This window comes from Marinobacter alexandrii (genome assembly GCF_005871205.1).
Classification (GTDB): Bacteria; Pseudomonadota; Gammaproteobacteria; order Pseudomonadales; family Oleiphilaceae; genus Marinobacter; species Marinobacter alexandrii.
Window position 1 is genome coordinate 1 of the sequence record NZ_SWKM01000014.1, and the last position, 20226, is coordinate 20226.

The 20226-nt window shown below is 51.9% G+C and carries 27 protein-coding genes; 22 read left to right on the forward strand and 5 right to left on the reverse strand.

Annotated features, from left to right (window positions below; translation table 11 throughout):
• Positions 1 to 143: 143 nt before the first annotated feature.
• The 18 genes from FCS96_RS13890 (at position 144) to FCS96_RS13975 (ending at position 14583) form a co-directional block, all read left to right on the forward strand.
• Positions 144 to 587, forward strand: coding sequence for a hypothetical protein (locus FCS96_RS13890; protein ID WP_138440992.1), 444 nt, complete (start codon positions 144 to 146; stop codon positions 585 to 587).
• 402 nt (positions 588 to 989) lie between these two features.
• Positions 990 to 1208, forward strand: coding sequence for a hypothetical protein (locus FCS96_RS13895; protein ID WP_138440993.1), 219 nt, complete (start codon positions 990 to 992; stop codon positions 1206 to 1208).
• A gap of 270 nt (positions 1209 to 1478) precedes the next feature.
• Entirely contained in the window at positions 1479 to 1916 is a 438-nt protein-coding gene (locus FCS96_RS13900) for a hypothetical protein (protein WP_138440994.1), read from the forward strand.
• Between the two features lie 101 nt (positions 1917 to 2017).
• Positions 2018 to 2500 (forward strand): hypothetical protein, encoded by a 483-nt coding sequence (locus FCS96_RS13905; protein WP_138440995.1) that lies wholly within the window; start codon positions 2018 to 2020, stop codon positions 2498 to 2500.
• A 112-nt stretch (positions 2501 to 2612) separates the two neighbouring features.
• The gene (locus tag FCS96_RS13910) at positions 2613 to 3026 is read left to right on the forward strand and encodes a GNAT family N-acetyltransferase (protein WP_138440996.1); all 414 of its coding nucleotides are present in this window, start codon (positions 2613 to 2615) and stop codon (positions 3024 to 3026) included.
• 83 nt (positions 3027 to 3109) lie between these two features.
• Complete coding sequence (locus FCS96_RS13915; RefSeq protein ID WP_138440997.1) at positions 3110 to 3655, forward strand: DUF6624 domain-containing protein; 546 nt, start codon at positions 3110 to 3112, stop codon at positions 3653 to 3655.
• 363 nt (positions 3656 to 4018) lie between these two features.
• Positions 4019 to 4345 (forward strand): DUF2834 domain-containing protein, encoded by a 327-nt coding sequence (locus tag FCS96_RS13920; RefSeq protein WP_138440998.1) that lies wholly within the window; start codon positions 4019 to 4021, stop codon positions 4343 to 4345.
• A gap of 94 nt (positions 4346 to 4439) precedes the next feature.
• Complete coding sequence (locus tag FCS96_RS13925) at positions 4440 to 4967, forward strand: hypothetical protein (protein WP_138440999.1); 528 nt, start codon at positions 4440 to 4442, stop codon at positions 4965 to 4967.
• A gap of 139 nt (positions 4968 to 5106) precedes the next feature.
• On the forward strand, positions 5107 to 6678 hold the full coding sequence (locus FCS96_RS13930) for an IS1182 family transposase (protein ID WP_138441000.1): 1572 nt from the start codon (positions 5107 to 5109) through the stop codon (positions 6676 to 6678).
• 196 nt (positions 6679 to 6874) lie between these two features.
• Complete coding sequence (locus tag FCS96_RS13935; protein ID WP_138441001.1) at positions 6875 to 7291, forward strand: hypothetical protein; 417 nt, start codon at positions 6875 to 6877, stop codon at positions 7289 to 7291.
• A 107-nt stretch (positions 7292 to 7398) separates the two neighbouring features.
• The gene (locus FCS96_RS13940) at positions 7399 to 8349 is read left to right on the forward strand and encodes a hypothetical protein (RefSeq protein WP_138441002.1); all 951 of its coding nucleotides are present in this window, start codon (positions 7399 to 7401) and stop codon (positions 8347 to 8349) included.
• A gap of 101 nt (positions 8350 to 8450) precedes the next feature.
• Positions 8451 to 9557: a DUF4238 domain-containing protein gene (locus FCS96_RS13945; RefSeq protein WP_138441003.1), complete on the forward strand. Its 1107-nt coding sequence runs from the start codon at positions 8451 to 8453 to the stop codon at positions 9555 to 9557.
• A 90-nt stretch (positions 9558 to 9647) separates the two neighbouring features.
• On the forward strand, positions 9648 to 10334 hold the full coding sequence (locus FCS96_RS13950; RefSeq protein ID WP_138441004.1) for a hypothetical protein: 687 nt from the start codon (positions 9648 to 9650) through the stop codon (positions 10332 to 10334).
• Between the two features lie 165 nt (positions 10335 to 10499).
• Positions 10500 to 11063, forward strand: a complete 564-nt coding sequence (locus FCS96_RS13955; protein ID WP_228264132.1) for an Nmad2 family putative nucleotide modification protein — start codon at positions 10500 to 10502, stop codon at positions 11061 to 11063.
• 1036 nt (positions 11064 to 12099) lie between these two features.
• Positions 12100 to 13425: a group II intron reverse transcriptase/maturase gene (gene ltrA, locus FCS96_RS13960; protein ID WP_138441006.1), complete on the forward strand. Its 1326-nt coding sequence runs from the start codon at positions 12100 to 12102 to the stop codon at positions 13423 to 13425.
• 138 nt (positions 13426 to 13563) lie between these two features.
• On the forward strand, positions 13564 to 13842 hold the full coding sequence (locus FCS96_RS13965; protein ID WP_138441007.1) for a type II toxin-antitoxin system RelE/ParE family toxin: 279 nt from the start codon (positions 13564 to 13566) through the stop codon (positions 13840 to 13842).
• Positions 13843 to 13852: 10 nt separating this feature from the next.
• Complete coding sequence (locus FCS96_RS13970; RefSeq protein WP_036148342.1) at positions 13853 to 14140, forward strand: HigA family addiction module antitoxin; 288 nt, start codon at positions 13853 to 13855, stop codon at positions 14138 to 14140.
• 38 nt (positions 14141 to 14178) lie between these two features.
• Positions 14179 to 14583: a GFA family protein gene (locus tag FCS96_RS13975; RefSeq protein WP_138441008.1), complete on the forward strand. Its 405-nt coding sequence runs from the start codon at positions 14179 to 14181 to the stop codon at positions 14581 to 14583.
• Between the two features lie 25 nt (positions 14584 to 14608).
• Here the strand turns inward: FCS96_RS13975 and FCS96_RS13980 are convergent, their stop codons facing one another.
• From FCS96_RS13980 to FCS96_RS13995, 4 genes are all read right to left on the reverse strand, one after another.
• Entirely contained in the window at positions 14609 to 14881 is a 273-nt protein-coding gene (locus tag FCS96_RS13980; protein WP_138441009.1) for a Txe/YoeB family addiction module toxin, read from the reverse strand.
• Positions 14862 to 15134: a type II toxin-antitoxin system Phd/YefM family antitoxin gene (locus tag FCS96_RS13985; RefSeq protein WP_138441010.1), complete on the reverse strand. Its 273-nt coding sequence runs from the start codon at positions 15132 to 15134 to the stop codon at positions 14862 to 14864. The genes FCS96_RS13980 and FCS96_RS13985 overlap by 20 nt, the downstream gene beginning before the upstream one ends.
• A 125-nt stretch (positions 15135 to 15259) precedes the next feature.
• The gene (locus tag FCS96_RS13990; RefSeq protein WP_138441011.1) at positions 15260 to 15577 is read right to left on the reverse strand and encodes a CcdB family protein; all 318 of its coding nucleotides are present in this window, start codon (positions 15575 to 15577) and stop codon (positions 15260 to 15262) included.
• Entirely contained in the window at positions 15577 to 15822 is a 246-nt protein-coding gene (locus tag FCS96_RS13995; RefSeq protein WP_138441012.1) for a type II toxin-antitoxin system CcdA family antitoxin, read from the reverse strand. Before FCS96_RS13995 ends, FCS96_RS13990 begins: the two co-directional genes overlap by 1 nt.
• 161 nt (positions 15823 to 15983) lie before the next feature.
• Between FCS96_RS13995 and FCS96_RS14000 the strand changes: the two genes are divergently transcribed.
• Positions 15984 to 16220, forward strand: a complete 237-nt coding sequence (locus FCS96_RS14000) for a DUF1059 domain-containing protein (protein ID WP_138441013.1) — start codon at positions 15984 to 15986, stop codon at positions 16218 to 16220.
• Between the two features lie 395 nt (positions 16221 to 16615).
• Entirely contained in the window at positions 16616 to 17974 is a 1359-nt protein-coding gene (locus FCS96_RS14005) for a sensor histidine kinase (RefSeq protein WP_138441014.1), read from the forward strand.
• Positions 17975 to 18044: 70 nt separating this feature from the next.
• Here the strand turns inward: FCS96_RS14005 and rlmF are convergent, their stop codons facing one another.
• Positions 18045 to 18977 carry a 23S rRNA (adenine(1618)-N(6))-methyltransferase RlmF gene (gene rlmF / locus FCS96_RS14010; RefSeq protein WP_138441015.1) on the reverse strand — a complete coding sequence of 311 codons (933 nt, stop codon included), beginning with the start codon at positions 18975 to 18977 and terminating at the stop codon, positions 18045 to 18047.
• Positions 18978 to 19128: 151 nt separating this feature from the next.
• On the opposite strand from rlmF, the gene FCS96_RS14015 reads away from it, so the two are divergent.
• Both FCS96_RS14015 and FCS96_RS14020 read left to right on the forward strand, forming a co-directional pair.
• Positions 19129 to 19479: a RidA family protein gene (locus FCS96_RS14015; protein ID WP_138441016.1), complete on the forward strand. Its 351-nt coding sequence runs from the start codon at positions 19129 to 19131 to the stop codon at positions 19477 to 19479.
• A 66-nt stretch (positions 19480 to 19545) separates the two neighbouring features.
• Positions 19546 to 20208 (forward strand): glutathione S-transferase, encoded by a 663-nt coding sequence (locus tag FCS96_RS14020; RefSeq protein WP_407658113.1) that lies wholly within the window; start codon positions 19546 to 19548, stop codon positions 20206 to 20208.
• The last annotated feature ends 18 nt before the right edge of the window (positions 20209 to 20226 follow it).

Here is a 20226-nt window from a genome sequence, read left to right on the forward strand (position 1 = left end):
GTAGGGCAGAACTCAATAATTAACCTAGAAGAAATATCTGGCCCCACATAACCAGGCCAGTCACGGCGACGCCTACTACATTGCGGCTTCGCCTCCATTTCGTAGCCGCGCATGCTGGCAGGCGTTAGCACTTAAGGAGCTTCATGGAGCAGCTTCAGAAAATCGATTCACTTGGGCTCACCGACAAGTACTACGATCTTTGCAGCGAATACCCATTGAGAGTCGGTAGTCCCATTGAAAAGATGCCCTCGCGGGAAGTATTAAAGGCCGCAGATGGAAGAGTCGGTATTCAAAAGTTAAAGGGCCCTGGAACTTGCTATGAGGTTCAAGATGTACCTGATTCTATTCTTTTGAGGTTCATCGTACAAAGCCGAACACGGGTTGAGACGCACTTGGAAGTCCGGGGTCTGAAATTGGAGCACGTGTCCAGTTTCGCCACCCTGTGTTTAGCCGCTAGAGAGGCTGCTGGCAAAGAAAGGCCAGCCCCTCCGTATCCTCGACCTGAGGCGCACTCTTTGAGTGAGTTGATTGAGGTATTTACTAAACTGCGAGATCTGGCGCTGGAAATTGAAAGGTGTGCACAGTGACAGGTGCTAACCAAGCGGTCAACCGGACACCAAAAGCGTACCGCTTTTGGTTCCCTCCGCTGCGCTCCGGCGCCGGTTACCATCAGCGTTAATGGGCCAAGGCCTCGGAAGGATTCGGCAGTTAAGCAGGGAGTTGCTTTCAAATGTTCACCACCGTCCAGCTCGTCTCCCCGCAAAACACTGCAAAATCCTTAAGTTTCGTGTTCTGGTTCCTCGCGCCATGGGCTAGTGTGAGTGCAAGCTATTTTGGAGTAGGCATTCGCGTTGGGATGCCAGGGATAAGCCGCCGGGTAACCGGCCACTAACAAGGCCAGGCACGGCGACGGCTTTTTCGTTGCGGCTCCGCCTCCACTACAAAGCCGCGCATGCTGGCGGCGTTAGCATGATAGAGGGATCCAAATTATGCCGACAATCAGAGTGTTTCCATTTACATACTACGATGCAGAGCAGGGCGTTCGCCGTGAAGGCGCAGGAATGTGTACCGAAGAAAGCATTCGAGGGATGCGGGAAAAAGATCCAACCAAAGATCATCAAGTCATTGAGTCGCGCTCAATCGAGATTCACGAGTCTGATCTGAGCGAGACAGGCAGATATTATCCGCCGCCTGCAGATCAGGATTAACCAAATAAAACGTGCTAACAAGCCGCTTAAGGTCGTTCCCGGCCTGGCGGCCGTCCACCGGACGTCCCTGACGGGCCGCCGCTTAGCTCAGCGTTAATGGCCAAGGCCTCGGAAGGATTCAGCCAGTAAAGCAGGGAGTGGCTTTCAAATGTTTACCACCGTCCAACTCGTCTCCCCGCAAAACACTGCAAAATCTGAGAGCTTCGTGTTCTGGTTTCTCGCGCCATGGGCTAGGGTGAGTGAAAGCTGCATTGCAGAGGGCATTCGGATTTGGGTGCCAAGGATAAACCGCCGGGCAACCGGCCATTAACAAGTGCAGGCACGGCGACGCCCATTACATTGCGCCTTCGGCTCCATTTCATGGGCGCGCATGCTGCAAGCGTTATGAAGAAAAATAGCAGAGTAAACCTCATATACATTGTCGGACTGATCCCGGTTGTCTTTGTGGTGGGGTTACTGCTTTTCCTGACCTTGGAAAACTTCCTATCAGGTCAAGCGACTTACGGCGATAAGTTCGGTAATGCCTATGAGGTGGAGGGGGTAGCTGCAGTAATAGTCAACTTGGGGATACTGGGGCTTGTGTGTTGGTTGGTCCTCTATATGGTTTATCTCTTCAAGCGATCCCCGGGACTCTTTCGTCTGCATTGCGGCGTTGGAGCAATTAGTAGCTTATGCATCGCGGCAGGCCTGTTTTATGGACTGTCATAACAAGCCGCTTAAGTTTGTTCCCGGCCTGTCGGCCGTCCACCGGACGCCACTGTCGTGGCGCCGCTTAGCTCAGCGTTAATAGAACTCAAGGACCAGGCATCGTGAGATTTGAACACATTCTCTTCGCATTTCTCTGCATCCTCGGGGCGGAGGCGTTCGCCTGTGACCCTGCCTCGACGGAGTACGGAATCCCCTCTAACGTTAAATCATGCCAGTCCGACTTTAGAAAAATTCATGATCGCCTGGATGAATTTCAGGTCAATCTTACTGATAAAAAAACAGGTTTGATCGTCAAATTGAGTTCATACCTCGAGGAAAATGCAGATAGGGAAATCGAATGCACGATTCTCGTGACGGGCTGGCTCCCCGGAGAGCTCTGGAAGGAACAACCGACCAGCTTCATCATGCTTGAGGGAGATTTCAGTAGGTATCTTCGAGTTGCTGATGAGAATGTGCCCGAAAGCTTTAAAAAAATGTTGTACGAAACTGCAGCGACGAATTTAGCAAAGTTAAAGAGTTTCATTGGAGAGCTCGTCAGCAAAGAACTCAAGCCTCGAGACTACGAAACTGGATCGTGCTCATGAGGCTAAGTCTATTAACAAGTTGTTGTAGTTCGTTCCGGCCTGCGGCCTCCACCGGACGCCCCTGTCGGGGCGCCGCTAAACAAAAGCGTTATAAATCAGGGAGTAGCCATCAATGGAGTGGCGCAAGGACGATTACCTAATCACTGACGATAATTCCAAGGTGCAACTGGATATCGTCCACCGCTTGCTTGCGGCAACCTATTGGGGTGACCGCCGTCCCCGAGAAACCGTAGAGCGCATGGTTGCTGGCTCCATCTGCTTCAGTCTTTACCGTGGTGCCACGCAGATTGGTTTTGGGCGTGCAGTCACCGATAGTGCTACGTTTACCTGGGTTGCGGACATTGTGGTTGAGCCGGAGTTTCGGGGCGCTGGCCTGGGACAGTGGATCATGGAATGTTTGGTTTCGCACCCTGGCATAACGGGAACTCAAATGGTGTTGCAAACACGCGATGCTCAGGGGTTGTACGAGAAGTTTGGCTTCTCTAGAAATAGTGCTCTCATGAGCACCAAAGCCACTGATTTATAACAAGGCGCATCAGTACGCGGCCTGCGGCCGCCGGACGCCACTGTCGTGGCGCCGCTGTGCTCGGCGTTACTGGGAAGGAGCCCATGAATCAGAATCTTGCGGATGAGCTGTTCACGATGATGACCGAAGACCAGCGGTTGTTGCAGCAACTCTTCGATTCCGGAGAACTGCCATTGGACTCTTATCATCCCCGGATGAAAGCCCTGCATGAGCAGAATGCTTCTCGCCTGAAAGAGATTATTGGTGCGCACGGTTGGCCCAGCGTTTCGTTAGTTGGGGAAGAGACTGCCAAAGCCGCATGGCTGGTCGTTCAGCATTCTGTTTCAGATCCTGAGTTCATGGGCAAGTGTGTCTCCCTGCTAGAAGATGCCGCCGCGAGAGAGGATGTGGCGGGCTGGCAGTTGGCATTCCTCAAGGATCGGGTGCGCACTCTATCCGGCGAGCCTCAATACTACGGTACCCAGTTTGATACTGATGAAAAAGGTTGGCCAACACCGTTTCCTATTGAGGATTCTGCTACGGTTAATGAACGCCGTGCGCGTCTTGGGCTTAACTCCATCGAGGAACGCCAGGAACAAATGACTGAGCAGGAGCGGAAGCGCCGTGCCAATGTCGAACAAACCAGTTAACAAAACGCGGCACTCGGACGCCCTTGTCTCCGCTTCGCTGCGTCAAGGTCGCCGGTGCGCTCTGCGTTAATGGCCAAGGCCTCGGAAGGATTCAGGCAGTAAAGCAGGGAGTGGCTTTCAAATGTTTACCACCGTCCAATTCGTCTCCCCGCAAAACACTGCAAAATCTGGAAGCTTCGTGTTCTGGTTCCTCGCGCCATGGGCTAGGGTTGGTGCAAGCTGAATTGCAGAGGGCATTCAGATTTGGGTGCCAGGGATCAACCGCCGGGTAACCGGCCATTAACAAGTGCGGTCAAGGGACGCTCCTTTCGTCGCGCCCCTGCCGCTGGCGTTATATTTCTTAAACCTCAATCAAGGAAGATCATGCGAATATCTACATTACCCCTAATCGTTCTCTGCCTGTTCATGGGCTTCACCTTTTGGGTTATGGCAGGCGCAGAACAGTCGCTTCTGGCTTTCGGTGCCCAGCTCATGTCCAGCCCTGACACCGCTCAGGTCGTCGTTGATCTCTACATTCTGGCCGCGCTGGCTTGTGTTTGGATGTACCAAGACGCCAAAAGCCGTGGCAAAGGTTTGGGCTATCTCATCCCATTCTTCGTCGTAACAGCGGTGTTTGTATCTGCTGGGCCGCTGCTATATTTGGTGCTGCGTGGCGGGCGAGAGCCGGAAGCCGAAGCCAGCAAAATATAACAAGCCGCTTAAGTTTGTTCCCGGCCTGTCGGCCGTCCACCGGACGCCACTGTCGTGGCGCCGCTTAGCTCAGCGTTAAATTTCTAGAGGCAGTATGAAATATTTTCGTTATTTTTTGATCGCTATCCTTGCTGGTGCAGGGTTTTCTCTTGGTATTTTATTCGTCTTCTCGTACGCCTTGCCCCATTTTGAAAGCGAGTATCTTGACCCACACAATGCTACAAACGATATGTTTGAGGAAAGAATTAATGAAGTGGAGTCGAGCATCGGAATGAGTTGCAAGCAACTCCACCGTGAAGCCTACGAATTTGCGATCGACGATATCGGAAACATCATCGACGCAGGCCTGCAAGGGCGAGATTGGATAAAAGAGATTAGCCCAGATCAAAAACGCTATATCGACGAGGTTACTGAACAACTCTACCAATGTATGCTTTTGGAGCGGCCGGCAGAGCAATACCTTCAATTGCAATGGCCTGAGTTTTCGGAGTTACAAAGAACATATTCAGCACTCAAAACTTTTTCAACGTCATATGGTGATGGTGAAGCCACTGCAGAAAAGCTTAAACCTCAGGCACTGGAACGAATGCAGTTCCACTATCAAAATTTAACAAGGCCATGAAGGTTGTTCCGGGCCGATGGCCCTCCACCGGACGCCCTTGTCAGGGCGCCGCTTATGGCTGGCGTTGAGGCTGTAGAAAAACCCCGAAATCCCCCCTCGGGTTTGATAGGATCAGGCAAACAGACAAGGAGTCGTCGGAATGCCCCGTTTCAAGCATTACAATTACGATCAGGACGCCATGGTCGTGATCAACTACCAGGAACAGCTTCAGCCCGGCACCTTTGAACACGCGGTGCACTATCTCATCGAACACAAGCTGGACCTGTCAGTGTTCCACCCCAAGTACCGCAACGAAGACACTGGTCGGCTTGCCTACGATCCGGCGATCCTGCTGAAGATCATCCTGTTCGCCTATTCCAAGGGCATCAAGACCAGCCGCGAGATGCAGTGGTGCTGCGAGACCAACATCACCTTCAAGGCCCTGTCCTGCGATACCGTTCCCCACTTCACCACCCTGGCGAAGTTCGTCAGCAGCCATGCGGATGAGATTGAGGCGCTGTTCGAGCAGGTGCTTTTGGTGTGCCACGAACAGGGGTTACTGGGGAACGAGCTCTTCGCCATCGACGGCTGCAAGATGCCCTCGAATGCCGCCAAGGAATGGTCCGGCACGTTCAAGGAACTGGAAGAGAAACGGAAGAAGTTGCGACGACTGATCCGCCACCACTTGAAGGAGCACCATGAGCGGGACGAGGCGGAAACCGAAGCCGAACTGGACCGGAACATCCGCCGGGCAAAGACGGTTCTCTCCCTGGACGAATCCCTGAAGAAAGTGGACCGCTTCCTAAAGACGAACCGCCCAAGGATGGGCCGGGGGAAGCGGAACAAGGAAGTGAAGAGCAACATCACCGATAACGAAAGCGCCAAGATGACGACCAGCAAGGGCACGATCCAGGGCTACAACGGTGTGGCCACGGTGGACAAGAAACACCAGATCATTATTGATGCCCAGGCCTTTGGCGAAGGCCAGGAACACCACACCTTGCAACCGGTGCTGGAAACGGTCGAAGCCCGATTCAGGAAACTGGGTATCGCCGATAACATCTACCAGCAGGGTACGGTCATCACCGCCGACACCGGCTTTTCCAACGAAGCCAACATGAAATACCTGCACGAACGACAGATCAACGGCTACGTACCGGACAACCGATTCCGCAGCCGAGACCCGAAGTTCCAGAATCAGAAAGGCAAGTACGGCAAGCGCCATCAGAGCCAGCTGAACACGGGCTGGAAAGACATCATTCCGGCCAGTGAGTTTCAGTTCGATCCGGTCAACCTGACCTGCATCTGCCCAGCGGGCGAAAGCCTGAAATACCATGCAACCCGCACGGACCCAAACGGCCAAAGCCGGGCCTACTTCCAGGGACGTCTGATGCAGTGCCGGAACTGTCCAAAGAAACATCAGTGCATGCAGAACCCGGAGGCTGCCAACCACCGGAAGGGTAAAGGCCGACAGGTTTCGTTCACCCTCGAGAACAAGCGCCTGCCTAATTACACCGACTGGATGAAGCACCGCGTCGACAGCCAAAAGGGCAAAGAGATTTATAGTCACCGGATGTCGGTGGTGGAGCCGGTGTTCGGCAACATTGGCACCAACAAACGGCTGAACCGGTTCAGCTTGCGGGGCAGGAAAAAGGTCCAGGGCCAGTGGCAGCTATACTGCCTGGTGCACAATATTGAGAAACTGGCGAATTATGGGCGGTTAGCCGCGTGATACAGGGATCAGAAGACTGGAAATGTGGCTCTTGGGTGCCAGCAATACCGGCACTGAAAGCGGCAAGGAGTCGAATTGATGCGCTGAGCACTGAAATTGGAATCATCGGTCAGTTGATGGCCGCGACAAATAATTTTAAGAACCAGGCGCTGGGAACGGCTCGAAATCGGGTTTTTCTACAGCCTCGTTACACCGCATGAATACAACTGAGTTCGTCGTTTACTATCTAATAGCGGTATCAGCGATCTTTTTGCTGATTTCACTGGTGCGTTTTTCTAAGCTGAAACCATTGTTTGGGGCCCGACAAGCCTTGGCATTGGTTGAGCAGAATCATCGCGCTCGTCTGGACCGGTTGGTTCAGTTGGGAATCAGAATTGAAGGCAGGGGCCCTATACACTTTATCGCGCCTCCACCCTACACTCCCGACGAAGAATTGGAGGTTGGTGCCGAGATGGAAGTTTGGGTTTCAGATGAACTTCCCGGTGTGGTCTTGAACACAAAGCCTACCTTCTCGTCATTGGTGGGTAGGGCATTGTATCCAGCGGTCTGTGTCGCGTTCGTTCTCCTGATGCCCATCTTCTTCATTGTGCAGGGCCATTTCGATGGGGTGTAACAAGGCCAGTCACGGCGACGCCTACTTCATTGCGGCTTCGCCTCCACTTCGTAGCCGCGCATGCTGGCGGCGTTATAGCAATTAGGTGTCCACAAAAAGGATAAGGGATGCAGGAAAAACCGAATTATTTTGTTCGTGCAATGATCGTTGCATTTGTTTTGGCGCTTTTCATAATGGCTTTTTTGAGCTTTTATTTGGGCAACCCGAGGTACCAGATAACTGCAGGGGTTATTACAGTTCTGGGTTTTATTGTTATCTTGGTTTTGTCGGAGTCTTTTAACAACCTAAGTATTGGGAAAGTCTTGTCTCTGAGTCGAAAGGTTGAGGAAAAAGAAAAAGAGAAGAATCAGGTAAAAGCGGAAAATGGTGAGCTCAGGCAAGAGCTCTTCAAAATTGTATCCAATATCCAGCAATCTCAAGTAAATAATACCTATAACGCTCCATCAGATGAGTGGCTAAAGCTCCTTGGGGTGGTCAAGGCAAAAGACTCTGAGAAAGAAGAAGAACAAGAAGAGCAAAAAGAAGCCCAAAGAGCAATGGCGTATGTGGCTGAAAGAGAGAAGGCACGGGAGGAATCGCGTGCTCGAATGAAATTGCGACGTGCTGCTGAGAATATTGGTATTCAAAAGTATGCTGAGACCTTCAATGTTCCGCAGTCCGAAATAATGCAAGGTGCCGAATTTTCACAAGCCTTCGATGAAATTGACCCTATTATGAATAGGCGAATAATATTTGATGGCTATTATAAAGATCCAAGCCAAGAGCGTTTCATTGAAGTAAGATCTAAAGGCTCTGTGTCACCTATTTTTTATGATCGCTTGTACGTAATGCTAAACAAAATTCATCTCTATAGGCGAGCTAAGGCTATATATGCTGAGCTAGTTCTTGTATTGCTTGATATAGAAGGGGAAGATACGGATAGGCCGTGGGGTAACGACCGATTTATTGATTACTTCCAGTCTGCTATTTCCAATAAGCTACTAAAAATTGAAACAATAAAAGTATCGAAGGAAGAGCTTTCAAATTATGAAGAAAATGGGCAGCAAAGCCTGCTATAACCAAGGGCTGCAGCGGACCGATTTTCCGGCGTGGTGCGCCTCCAAATCGGCCGCTGAGCCCAGGCGTTAGGCCTATAGGCCGAAAAGGTTGAGTTGAATTTATGGCCTCAAATAAAAATCAGCATTTCGTGCCGAGGTGCTACCTCCGGGAGTTCACTCATGACTCTGAAAACAAGGCCATAAATTTATTTAACATAGATAACAAGAAGTTCATTTCAAACGCACCAGTAAAGAGCCAGTGCTCCAAGGACTATTTTTACGGTCAGGATGAAAAGCTAGAGGCGGCTATTCAATTTTTGGAGGGCTCTTATGCCACTATATTGAGGGAAATCCTCGAGGGTCCCAGAGAACTTAGTGACGACCAAAAAATTGTGATTAGACGTTTCTGGCTATTCCAATATTTGAGGACTGAAGCGGCATCGAAGCGATCAGTCGAAATGTCTAATGACTTTACTAAAACAGCAGGTGTAAGTCCTGAGGAGTTTAAATTTGAGATAAAAGAGGCTGTACAAACGGCGATGCACACCTTCGCTGAAAATATGGACATCGTAGACGATTTAAAGATTTGCTTTATTTTAAACAAGACAAAGGTTCCATTTTTAACTTCCGACAATCCTGCGATTTTAACTAATAGATGGCACTTAAATGACGCGAGAACAAAATTTAAGTCGTTTGGGCTGAACGCTTGTGGCGCCATGCTTTTTCTACCACTTACTCCAGAAATTATGTGTGTAGGTTATGATGGTGATGTATATAGTATTCCACAGAAAAATGGCTGGGCTTCCATCTCCAAAGAGAGCGATGTTAAGGCATTTAATCAACATCAATTTTTGGAATGTAGGGCAAACATTTTCTTCAAGAATTCAGAAGACTGTAGCTTTGTAGAGGAGTCTTTTGGAGGTGTGATCGACAATCGACCATCTGAAAGGCACCGTATTCACTACGCCGTTTTTGACTATACTGATGGACAGCACTCGCGCTATAAAGTTGTAGACTCTAGCGAAGCAGGTGAGCATGAGCGAGCTATTGTTCACAGTGAAACAGTGCATTCAAGGCCATTGTCATGGCCTAGTGTCATTCGATGGAGAAATAGTGGAACTGTTTACACGAACGATACTGGGCTCGGCTACGTTCGGAAAGGACAAATTCTTCCTGAATACGAAGGGTTCTATAAAGAGCCGGTAAAATTAAGAAAATCGCGGGCCTGACAAGTGCAGGCACGGCGACGCCCATTATATTGCGCCTGTGGCTCCATTCGATGGGCGCGCATGCTGCAAACGTTAGGAGTTACAAGACTCGTGAACTTCTTAATCACACCTCCCTCTTCCCATTTTGATGGTGGCATCGGTATTACAGCATGCAACTTCAGAAATGCTGCAGAAACCTTGCGGGAGCATGGTTCATCTCTAGATGGTGTGCTACCTCTGTGTTATCTCTATCGCCATGCCGTAGAGCTTTTTCTAAAATCAGTAACGTTTATTCTCCATAAAAAATACGCGATCGAGTTCGGTAGTGGGTTCTCCCTTGATAAGCCTGGAATAAAAGTTCGCGATAAATGGGTAGCTATGGAGAATACCCACAACTTATCGGACCTTTATGCATACTTCGAAGTACTTTTTGATCAATGCGAGACGTTACTGCCTTCAACAACGAGGTGGGAACTGCCGGCAGATATAAGGTCAAAAATTGATTTGGTTAGCGGAACTGATCCTAAGAGCACCTTCTTCAGGTACCCAAAGTCTGGAAGCCAACAACAAGATAAAAAGAAATCAAAGATTCAAAAAACCGACTTCCAAAAAGCGTTTGATAACCCAGAAAAGCCTGCAAGGCTTGTTGTTATGCTTGATGAGAACGACAATTTAATAGAGTCATACGATCTGGATGCTGACACTTTGAGCAAGGTCCAAAGCGCTCTGGCCGACCTTTGCGAGTTTCTCTACGGAGTGCATGCAGCATTCAGAGGAGAATTGACTAAGGGCTCCTAACCAGTCAATCCAGTTCGTTCCGGCCCTGTAAGGGCCTCCACCGGACGGCCTTTTCTTCGCTTCGCTACGCAAAGGCCGCCGCTAATTATCGGCGTTAGGCATTTGGAGGAATTTTGAGCAGGCTCTATACCTACATCGTCAAGGTCGATTCAGGATTAGCGCCAAATCCATTTAGCGGTCTGTACTCCGAACCACCAAGGAAGCGCTGTGCAACCAGGAGATTGGATCGCTGGATTTTCTCCCAAGAGTGATGGCTACCGGTTCATCTATGCGATGAAGGTAGATGAGCGCATCCACATGAATGACTATTTCCACGATCCTCGGTTTGAATCCAAGAAGCCAATAATGAGCGGGGGATGGAAAGAAAGATGCGGCGACAACTTTTATCGGCAAGATGGCCAAGGGGCGTGGCTTCAGCTGGCCAATCCCTTTCATGGGGGAATGCTGGATCAAGACACCCGTGTCCCATTCGTGTTTGTTGGTGAAGAGTTTTGGTATTTGGGAAGAGCTCGTTCAGACGTACCAAAGGAATTCTTAGCTATGATCGGAGGTCGGGGCGCAAGGGTAAACCATCCTGCAGGTTTACCGGAAAGCTTTATGTGGTGGGTCCGCAAGAACTTTAAGCCAGGTATCACCGCGGATCCCTTGGATGCAGAGGCCAAGAGTTGCACGCAATCAGGGGCCGCGCTATCCAGCACTTGCGAGCTGAGTTCATGCAACAATGCCTAACCAACCCATGCACCGGATGCCAAAACCTCCGCTTCGCTGCGGTTTTGTCACCGGTGATGGCGGGCGTTAGGCTCGTATGGGACTTGAGAGTATCAGACCAGTTTTCAGTGGGTTGCTCGGCGGTGTAATAGCCATTTGGGTTGGTAATTACATGGCTCGAAAACTGCCGAGATCTTGGTCGGGCATATCGACCGAGGCTTTGGTGAGAAAGCATAAGGCAGCCATTTATTTGTCTAATTCGGCTTTCATCATTGGGATATTCTTTGGGTTGTTTCTCTACATTCAGGGATATTTTGAGAGGAATGATTGGCGAGGAATGGGGATCGGTTTCGGTGTGAGTTGCCTTGGGCCAACCTTGATACTACTGACTTGGTCGATAATTCGGGGGCATAGAATCACAGAATCGTTTTTTGCCTACGGCGTTGCCCAAAAAATGCCTCTGTGGCTGCTAATGCCCTTACTCGGTTCGGGAATTGCTGCGCTAATTGCGAGCTTGAACAGTATCTTAGCCTAACAAATTGTTGTAGTTCGTTCCGGCCGTTGGACTCCACCGGACGCCCTTTTCAGGGCGCCGCTTAGCTCAGCGTGTGTGCCGGGCATGGCACAGAACTAGGGAGGTGAAAGTCCTCCTGCCAGGTGTTCGCAGAGCCGAAGGCTAGGAGAAGGGCAAGGGCGTCATCGCGAGGTGGGGTCTCCGGAGCGCCGGCCGGAAGTAAGCCCAATCCAAAGCGGCGGGGCGACGAACAGGAACCCGATACGAGGTGTGGTACATCCGGGGCGAGCGGGCACGTGACCGCGAAGCCCTCCGTCTGCGACCGGGATGTGCTTTATAAATCGGGTCGGGCCGCGTTCGGATTCATGCCGTGAAAGCTCTGTGCCTTACCCCGGGAGGTCTGCCGCGTGTGGACGGAGCCACTGAGAGACGAGCGATCGCCTCTGATCGCGTGGCAGAAATCAGCCGAGGGCATAGTAGGTTCGCCCGTGAACCGAAGGCCCGAACAGAGACAGGAGTCGAGATTCCGTGCAGGGTAACGGGATGGCATCCGCAAAGCAGCTAGCGCTGCCCCTGGAGTTTCCAGGGGATGAACCCGTTGCCGGAAAGCGGGAAAACTTGCACTCCGTTCAATCCTCACCGTGGATGGCGCGTGTATTGAGTAGGGACAACCTCAATCGCGCCCTGAAACAGGTTCGACGTAACAAGGGAGCGCCGGGTATCGACGGTATGACCGTGGATGCATTGCCGGATCATCTGCGCCAACACTGGCCCGAGATCCGGCAACAACTGCTCCAGCAGACCTACCGACCGAAACCGGTGCGGCGGGTGACCATCCCCAAAGCCAACGGCGGTTCCCGCCCCCTGGGCATCCCGACGGTGCTGGATCGCTTCATCCAGCAAGCCATCGCTCAGGTTATCCAGCAGGATTGGGACCCCCGCTTCCACCCACACAGTTATGGCTTCCGCCCGGGGCGCTCCGCCCATCAGGCGGTCCGGTACGGACAACGTTGCGCCCGGGAAGGCCGTAACTGGGTGGTGGATCTGGACCTGGAAGCCTTCTTTGACCGGGTAAATCACGATCGCCTGATGGCCCGGCTGAAACGGCATACGCCGGACAGGCCGCTGCTCAGGTTGATCAACCGGTACCTGAAGGCAGGTGTACAGATCGATCACCGCAAAGCCCCGACACCAGAAGGCGTACCGCAAGGCGGGCCACTGTCTCCGGTGTTGGCGAATGTGGTGCTGGACGAACTGGACTGGGAGCTGGAGCGGCGCAACCTTTGTTTCGCCCGCTACGCGGATGATTGTCAGATCTACGTTGGCAGTCACCGGGCAGGTGAGCGAGTGATGGTGAGTCTGACGCGCTTTATCGAGGACTCGCTGAGGCTCACAGTGAATACACGAAAGAGCGCAGTGGATCGGCCCTGGAAGCGAAGCTTCCTGGGCTTCACCCTCAGCCGGAAAGGGCAGCGACTGAAAGTGGCTAGCAAAGCTATCACCAAGCTGAAAACCCAGATCCGGATACTGAGCCGCCGAACACGGGGCCACTCTCTGGCCCAGGTGAACGCAGACCTGAAAGAGACCCTGCTTGGTTGGAAAGCGTACTTCGATGAAGCCGAAGTACTGAGCCCGCTGCGGGACCTGGACAAGTGGATACGGCGGAGAATGAGATGTTACGTGTGGAAGCAATGGGGCCGAAGGGGGTATCGTGAGCTGAGAAAGCGGGGTGTCTCAGTCGAGCTGGCCTGGAACACCGCGAAATCAGCCCATGGACCGTGGCGCCTGAGCCGATCACCGGCGCTGGCGCAGGCACTGCCGGCCCGGGTCTTCCGGAGCTATGGATTGCCAAAATTGGCAGTGCGGTAACGGGTTGAACCAAGTCACTGAATCGCCGTGGTACGTGATCCGTATGCCCGGTGATGTGGGAGGAGGGGCATCGTGAGGTGCCTCCCTATCCCGATTATGTGCTTTGACACCTGATACGTTACAGGGTACATTCAAGGAATGATTCGAAGCTTCAAACACAAGGGCTTGGCAAAATTTTTCAAGTCCGGCAGCACTGCAGGGATTCAGGCCGCTCACGCGAAGAGGCTTCAGCTCATTCTCGGTAGATTGAATGCAGCGGCGAATGCCAAAGATATGGACTTACCCGGTCTTCGTTTGCACGAACTCTCTGGCACCCGAGCCGGAATCTGGTCAGTGACAGTCAGTGGTAACTGGCGAGTGACCTTCCGGTTCGAAGACGGAGATGCCGAGATTGTAAACTACGAGGATTATCACTGAGGTACCGCCAATGTTAATGCACAACCCTCCGCATCCGGGTGAAGTACTGCGAGAGCTTTGTCTTGAGCCCCTTGGTCTCTCTGTCACGGCGGCGGCAGAGGCATTGGGCGTTAGCCGCAAAACGCTGAGTGCCGTGTTGAATGGCAAGGCCGGTATCAGTCCCGAAATGGCGATCCGGCTCTCTATTGCTTTCGATACTTCAGCAGAAAGCTGGCTGAATCAGCAGTCCCAATATGAACTCTGGCATGCAGAACAACATCGCAAAGAGCTCAATGTAAAGAAGCTTGTTGCAGCCTGAAGTGGCACATAACCAAGCCATGCACCGAGGAGAATGAAGTGCCGATAACCGGCGAGTGTTTCTGTGGTGAGGTGAGCTACCAAGTCGATGGCAGGCTTCGTGATGCCAGGTCCTGCCACTGCTCCCGCTGCCGTAAAGCCTTCAGCTCCCAGGCTTCAGCATATGCATTGGTTGAACCATCTGAGTTCAGTTGGTTGTCCGGCGAGGAGTTGCTTACATCCTATGTGGGCAGCCATGGCTTTGGGCTTCGGTTTTGTAGCAAATGCGGGTCTACGCTCTGTGGCATTTTTAATGGAGTCATTCATGGTGTGACTTTGGGATGCGTGAACGGCGATCCGGAAATCGAGATTGGCATGCACATCTTTGTGGGCTCCAAGGCTACGTGGGAAGTTTTGCCAGACACGGTGACTCAATATCATGAGCAGGGCCCAAACAATGCATAACCAGGCGGTCAACCGGACGCTGGCGTTAGTGCTGGTCGTAGTGCCCACCGATGGCGAAAACATAAATGGATTTGTCGTCGAATCGGTAGATGAGTCTGTCTTTCTGTGAGATGCGTCGTGACCACAAGCCTGATAAGTTGTGTTTAAGCGGTTCAGGTTTTCCGATGCCAGTTGATGGTTCATCAGAACAAAGCATCTCTTTCAGTAGCTTGCAGAGAGCTTTGTGCAGCTTCTTGTCCTTCTCTCGCATCTTCTCATAGGTTTCCCAGGTGCTGCCCTCAAATACCAGTGATCTCATTCATCTGCTCATCATTAGGTGTATATCCTTGGCCACGGCTGTGAGTATCGAGGGAGGCCGCAATTTGCTGCATCAGGTCTCTGCTCTGAAGAACATGCAGGGTTTCTTGTTCCCTTTCCCAGTCTTCAGCACTAATAATCACGAAAGCCTCTCCAGCGCGGCGTGTCACCTTGAGAGGCTCGTGTCTATTAATCACCTGTTCTACAAGGCTTTTCAGGTTGTCTCTGAATTTGTTTACACTGATGATATCCATAACTCCACCATTACGTACGGAAACACCGTACAACCATATCGCAATAGCCCTAACAAGGCCAGTCAGGGCACGGTTACTGCATTGCGGCTTCGCCTCCATTCCGTAACCGCGCATGCTGGCAGGCGTTAAATGCCAGTGATAGCCATGTCCAAGGCTCCGACAATCTGGTCCCTGAAATGTGCGAGGGAACCAACCGGGTTTTTGAGGTGCTTTTCAGAGACAGAGGAAATTTGCGGGGTTAAAAGTAGAAGCTCTTGGTCTGCAAAGCTGATTTCCGGCGTGAGTCCCTGCATGGCTTCGCCACCAAATGCGGAGCGTTTTCCCAAAGGGATTATGATGCGAGTTGCCAGCTCACTCAGCAGACTGCTCTGAATATCGACAAGGTAAGGGTAGTGCGCTTTGCTGGTCTTGCTTGGGTTAGGGTAGACATCGAACTGTGCCATCAAAACTCCCTAAATTCGTCGCCGAAGCATCCATGTTGTTCGACAAAGTCGTTGTAACTTTTTATGGCAGCGCGGTTTTCTTCAACCCATAGTTCTGTTTCGCGTTTGGAGAGCTCTTCTTTCAACGCTCGCTCCAGGGTAGCAGAAAGGTTGATGTTCAGTTCACGGGTCTTACGCAGCAGATCGCTATTGATTGAGAGATTCGCCGCTTTTTTCGGTGCGGCTGCGTTGTAGAGTTCGGCCATTTGAGCCTCCAAGTGGCTATTTAATGCATGGTCTAGTCTATGCGCATGGAAGTGCGCATTCAAGCATTTAACCAAAGGCTGTTGTCGGACGCACCTACGCTGGCGCTCCGTTGCGCCGCAAAGCAAAGGCGTTATGTGAATCAACCAAGGGGAGGATCAGCATGAAGAGTATGACTTGTAAACAGTTAGGCGGAGCTTGTGACCTAGAATTTCGCGCAAACACATTCGATGAAATGGCGGCCCTAAGCCAGAAACACGGAATGGAAATGCACCAGAAGCAAGACGCCGCTCATCTGGAAGCAATGCAGGCAATGGGGGAGCTCATGAAGACTCCAGATGCAATGAAAAATTGGCAGGACTCAAAGCGCAAAGAGTTCGATGAGCTGCCGGAGATCTAGTCTGCACCAAAAAATCACATAACAATCACAGGCAGTCGGAAAAGTTGGAACGTCACCCGTTTTGCAAAAAACGCAAAACCGCCGCCACACCACTTTTCCGCTGCTGTGGGCGTTAATAGCCAAGGCCTCGGAAGTATTCAGGCAGTAAAGCACGGAGTTGCGTTCAAATGTTCACCACTGTCGAGCTCGTCTCCCCGCAAAACACTGAAAAATCTGAGAGGTTCGTGTTCTGGTTTCTCGCGCCATGGGCTAGGTTAGGTCAATTGTCGCTCTACACATGGGATTCACATGGACAGCGTAAGCGAGAAAGGAAAGTTCGGTGTTATTCTCATGAATCTGGGCATTAAATGACAGGAGCCATTACTCCTCATCTCGGGTAATCTCGACTAATGTGATTGGCACTGCAAAGAGGCATCGGCGAGTTGGACCACTTACACCACCCGAAGAAAACCGATACACGCGGTGTCGCAACTGCCTATTTTGATGCCCAGAGGCGTTTTCTTGACCTGTTCCTAAGGCGCCATCTGTCCCGCCTGTCCCAGCAGGAGTTACGTCGCAGTCGGGTGATGGTGGCTTTGTTGATTTTCGGCATCTTGGCAATTTCGGCCATGGCCGTTGTCCGCTTGTCGACAGAAGGGATTGGACCAGTGTCCCTGGTGGTGTGTTTCGGGGTACTTGCCATCGTTGCCAGCCTTGTGTTCTTTGTCCGAACAGGAAAGAGCGGGGCGGCTGGGGATCTGCTGATTCTGAGTGGTGTTGCCGTTATCTTCATGACGGCCATTAACGACAACGGGCTGCATTCCCGGGTGCTCACCTGGCTGCCTTCGTTGCCGCTGATTGCTAATTTCACCTCAGCCCGACTGACTGCTATGCGAACGACCCTGCTCGTGTTGTTTGGGTTGTTGATGCTTTTGGCGGCCCATGAAATGCAGTGGATCGCTAGCAGCTACCCGGACGAATCGTTGGTCGGGCGTCTAACAGCCGGTTTTGGTTCCATGCTTTTTGTCTCGGCCATTGCCTATGCGTACGAGGATTCCCGGCGCCAGGCCGATAAGGAAAGGGACGCCTTGAGTCGTACCCGGAGTGATTGGGTGAGCATGGTCAGTCATGAGTTGAGAACGCCCCTTACTTCCCTTTACGGCGGCCTCAAACTGCTGGCCAATGGCAAACTGGACGAGCAGCCGGAAACGCAGCAAACATTGCTGACGATGTCGACCCGCAATACCGAACGACTAATTGGTCTGGTTAATGATGTTCTGGATGTTGAGCGATTGTCCGAAAGCCGCTTTGAGCTGAATCTGAAAACCATTGATCTGGCGGGCGTCATCGACGAAGCCGTGAAAATTCAGCAATACCTGGCAGACGAAGGGGGCATTGTACTGCGCACCCGGCTCGAGCCCGTGTCGTCGGTAATGGCCGATCCTGATCGTCTGTTACAGGTGGTACAAAACCTCTTGTCCAATGCCATCAAGTTTTCTCATGCCGGTGGTGAGGTAGTGGTCCATCTGGCACCGTCAGAGGCAGGGATCATGTGCAACGTCCAGGATGAAGGGGAGGGTGTGTCAGAGGCGTTCAGCAACCATCTGTTTGAGCGTTTTGCCCAGGAAACGTCCGACACACGTCGACGCTCCGGAGGCTCCGGGCTCGGTCTGTACATCAGCAAGGGGATAATTGAGTTGCACGGTGGACAAATTGGTTATCGGTCCAGAGAGACGGGCGGTAGCGAGTTTTTCTTCACCCTACCGGACCGCTAAGAACCAGGCCATGAACCGGATCCTTCTATCAGGGCAGGTTCCGCATAATCTGCATCACCTCAGGTGTGGCTCAGATGAACGTCCAGGCCAATATCCGCGTGATCTTATTTCCCTGCTTCATCTCTATTTCCCGCACATCAACTGCACCGAGCTTTCGAATCAATTTCTCCGCAGGCTTAACATTGTCGGTTTTTGAAACCAGGCTGGTGAACCAGCGGCATTGAGTTGAATACCGCTCGCTTTCTCTTATTAGCTTTTTAAGAAATAGCTGTTCGCCCCCTTTACACCAAAGCTCTGCTCCCAATCCGCCAAAGTTCAGGGTAGGAGATTTGGTTTTTGCGTTTTGTTCACCGCGACTACGAGCAAGGTTATTGAGCTTAAGCTGGCTACCTTTAAGTGCTTCATTGAGCGAAGCATGAAACGGTGGGTTGCACACGCTGACGTCAAAGAACTCCCCAGCCTGAATGATCCCTTCAAAAATGTGGTTTTTATCGTGCTGCGTGCGCAGGGTGAAGCGGTCTTTGAGTGCGGGGTTGTTGGCGATAATCGTGACTACGTTCTCAAGCGACTCAGAGTTAATGTCACTCCCCACGCACTGCCAGCCATAAATTTGGCAGGCCAGTAGCGGGTAGATTCCATTGGCTCCCGTTCCTATATCGAGCAGCTTGATGCCGGACTGTTCAGGCCCAAGCAAGTCAGCCATGTGATGGATATAATCCGCTCTGCCTGGGATTGGGGGGCAGAGCGCGCCCTCTGGAATATCCCAATCGACAATGTTGTAGTATTGGTTTAACAACGCGGCGTTGAGAGTTTTTACCGCCAACGGGTCTGCGAAATCGATGGAAAGGTCGCCATGAGCGTTCGGTTTCACATGAGGGGCTAGTGCTGGGTGGCTTTTTACGAGGCCTTGGAAGTCATAGCCCTGGTTGTGTAGATTCCTCGGGTGCAGACCTTTGTTAGCCGGCCTGGCTTGGCGTTTTTCACTTCGATGCAGGTTGCTCACAGTAATAGGCCCGAGGCTTGGAGTTCAGTAGTAGAGTAGGTCTGGCTTGGTCCGTGATTATATTCTCAATGCAGGTGTTGGGCATACCCGGCAATTTGAGGGTCGTGAGAGCCCTCTGACTGTACATTCATTTCCCCAAAAGGCGACAGCAATGACTATTGAGCGCATTTCCACAAATAGCCGCATGAGCAAGATCGTAAAACACAATGGCACCGCTTACCTTTGCGGCCAGGTGGCCAAGGACAGAAACGGTGACATTCATACCCAGGTAACCGGGATGCTGGAGAAAGTGGACGAGCTGCTGGAGAGTATCGGTTCCGGCCGGAACAAAATTCTGTCGGCAACCATCTACCTTGCGGATATGGCTGACTTCAAAGCCTTAAACGAGGTGTGGGATAACTGGATACCTGAAGGCGAGGCTCCAGCCAGGGCCTGTGTGCAGGCGCAGATGGCGTCTCCGGAGCTGAAGGTCGAAATTTCGGTAGTGGCTGCCACTTCCTGATCGAGAAGCGTCGCCCAATTAATCACCTCAGTCAATTCAGCCAGGAGGCGCGCCATTACTGTCGCACTGCATCGTTTGTACTCTTTCCGCCGTTGCCCGTACGCCATGCGCGCTCGTTTCGGTATCTTGTTTGCCGAGCTGAAGGTGGAGCTGCGGGAGATAGTGCTGAAAAACAAACCGGCGCAGATGCTGGCTATCAGTCCTAAAGGCACGGTTCCTGTTCTGGAGCTGGCCGAGGGTGGTTACTCTGGGAGCCTCGTTATTGAGGAAAGCAGGGAAATACTGGAGTGGGCGCTGCAGCAGAGCGATCCGCAAGGTTTGCTAAACGTCGATTTCGTAAGCGCTAACGCCCTGATCGACCGTAACGATAACGAATTCAAACACTGGCTGGATCGCTATAAATACGCTGACCGTCATCCAGAACTAACCCAGCTCGATTACCGGCAAAAGGGCGAGGTGTTTTTGCAGGAGTTGGAAAGCTTATTGGCTAAGAATAGGTATCTCCTGGGGGAAAACATCAGCATCGCTGATGTTGGCATCATGCCGTTTGTACGCCAGTTCGCCCATGTCGATCGGGAGGTGTTTTACAGCCTGCCTTATCCGAATCTACAGCAATGGCTGCGGGGTTGGCTGGAACACCCAGTATTCCAGCAGGTTATGGTCAAATATCAGCCCTGGCACGAAGGTGATGACCTGGTGGTGTTTCCAGGCGACAGCCGCCAAATCTGAACACCTGTGCCCGCCGGC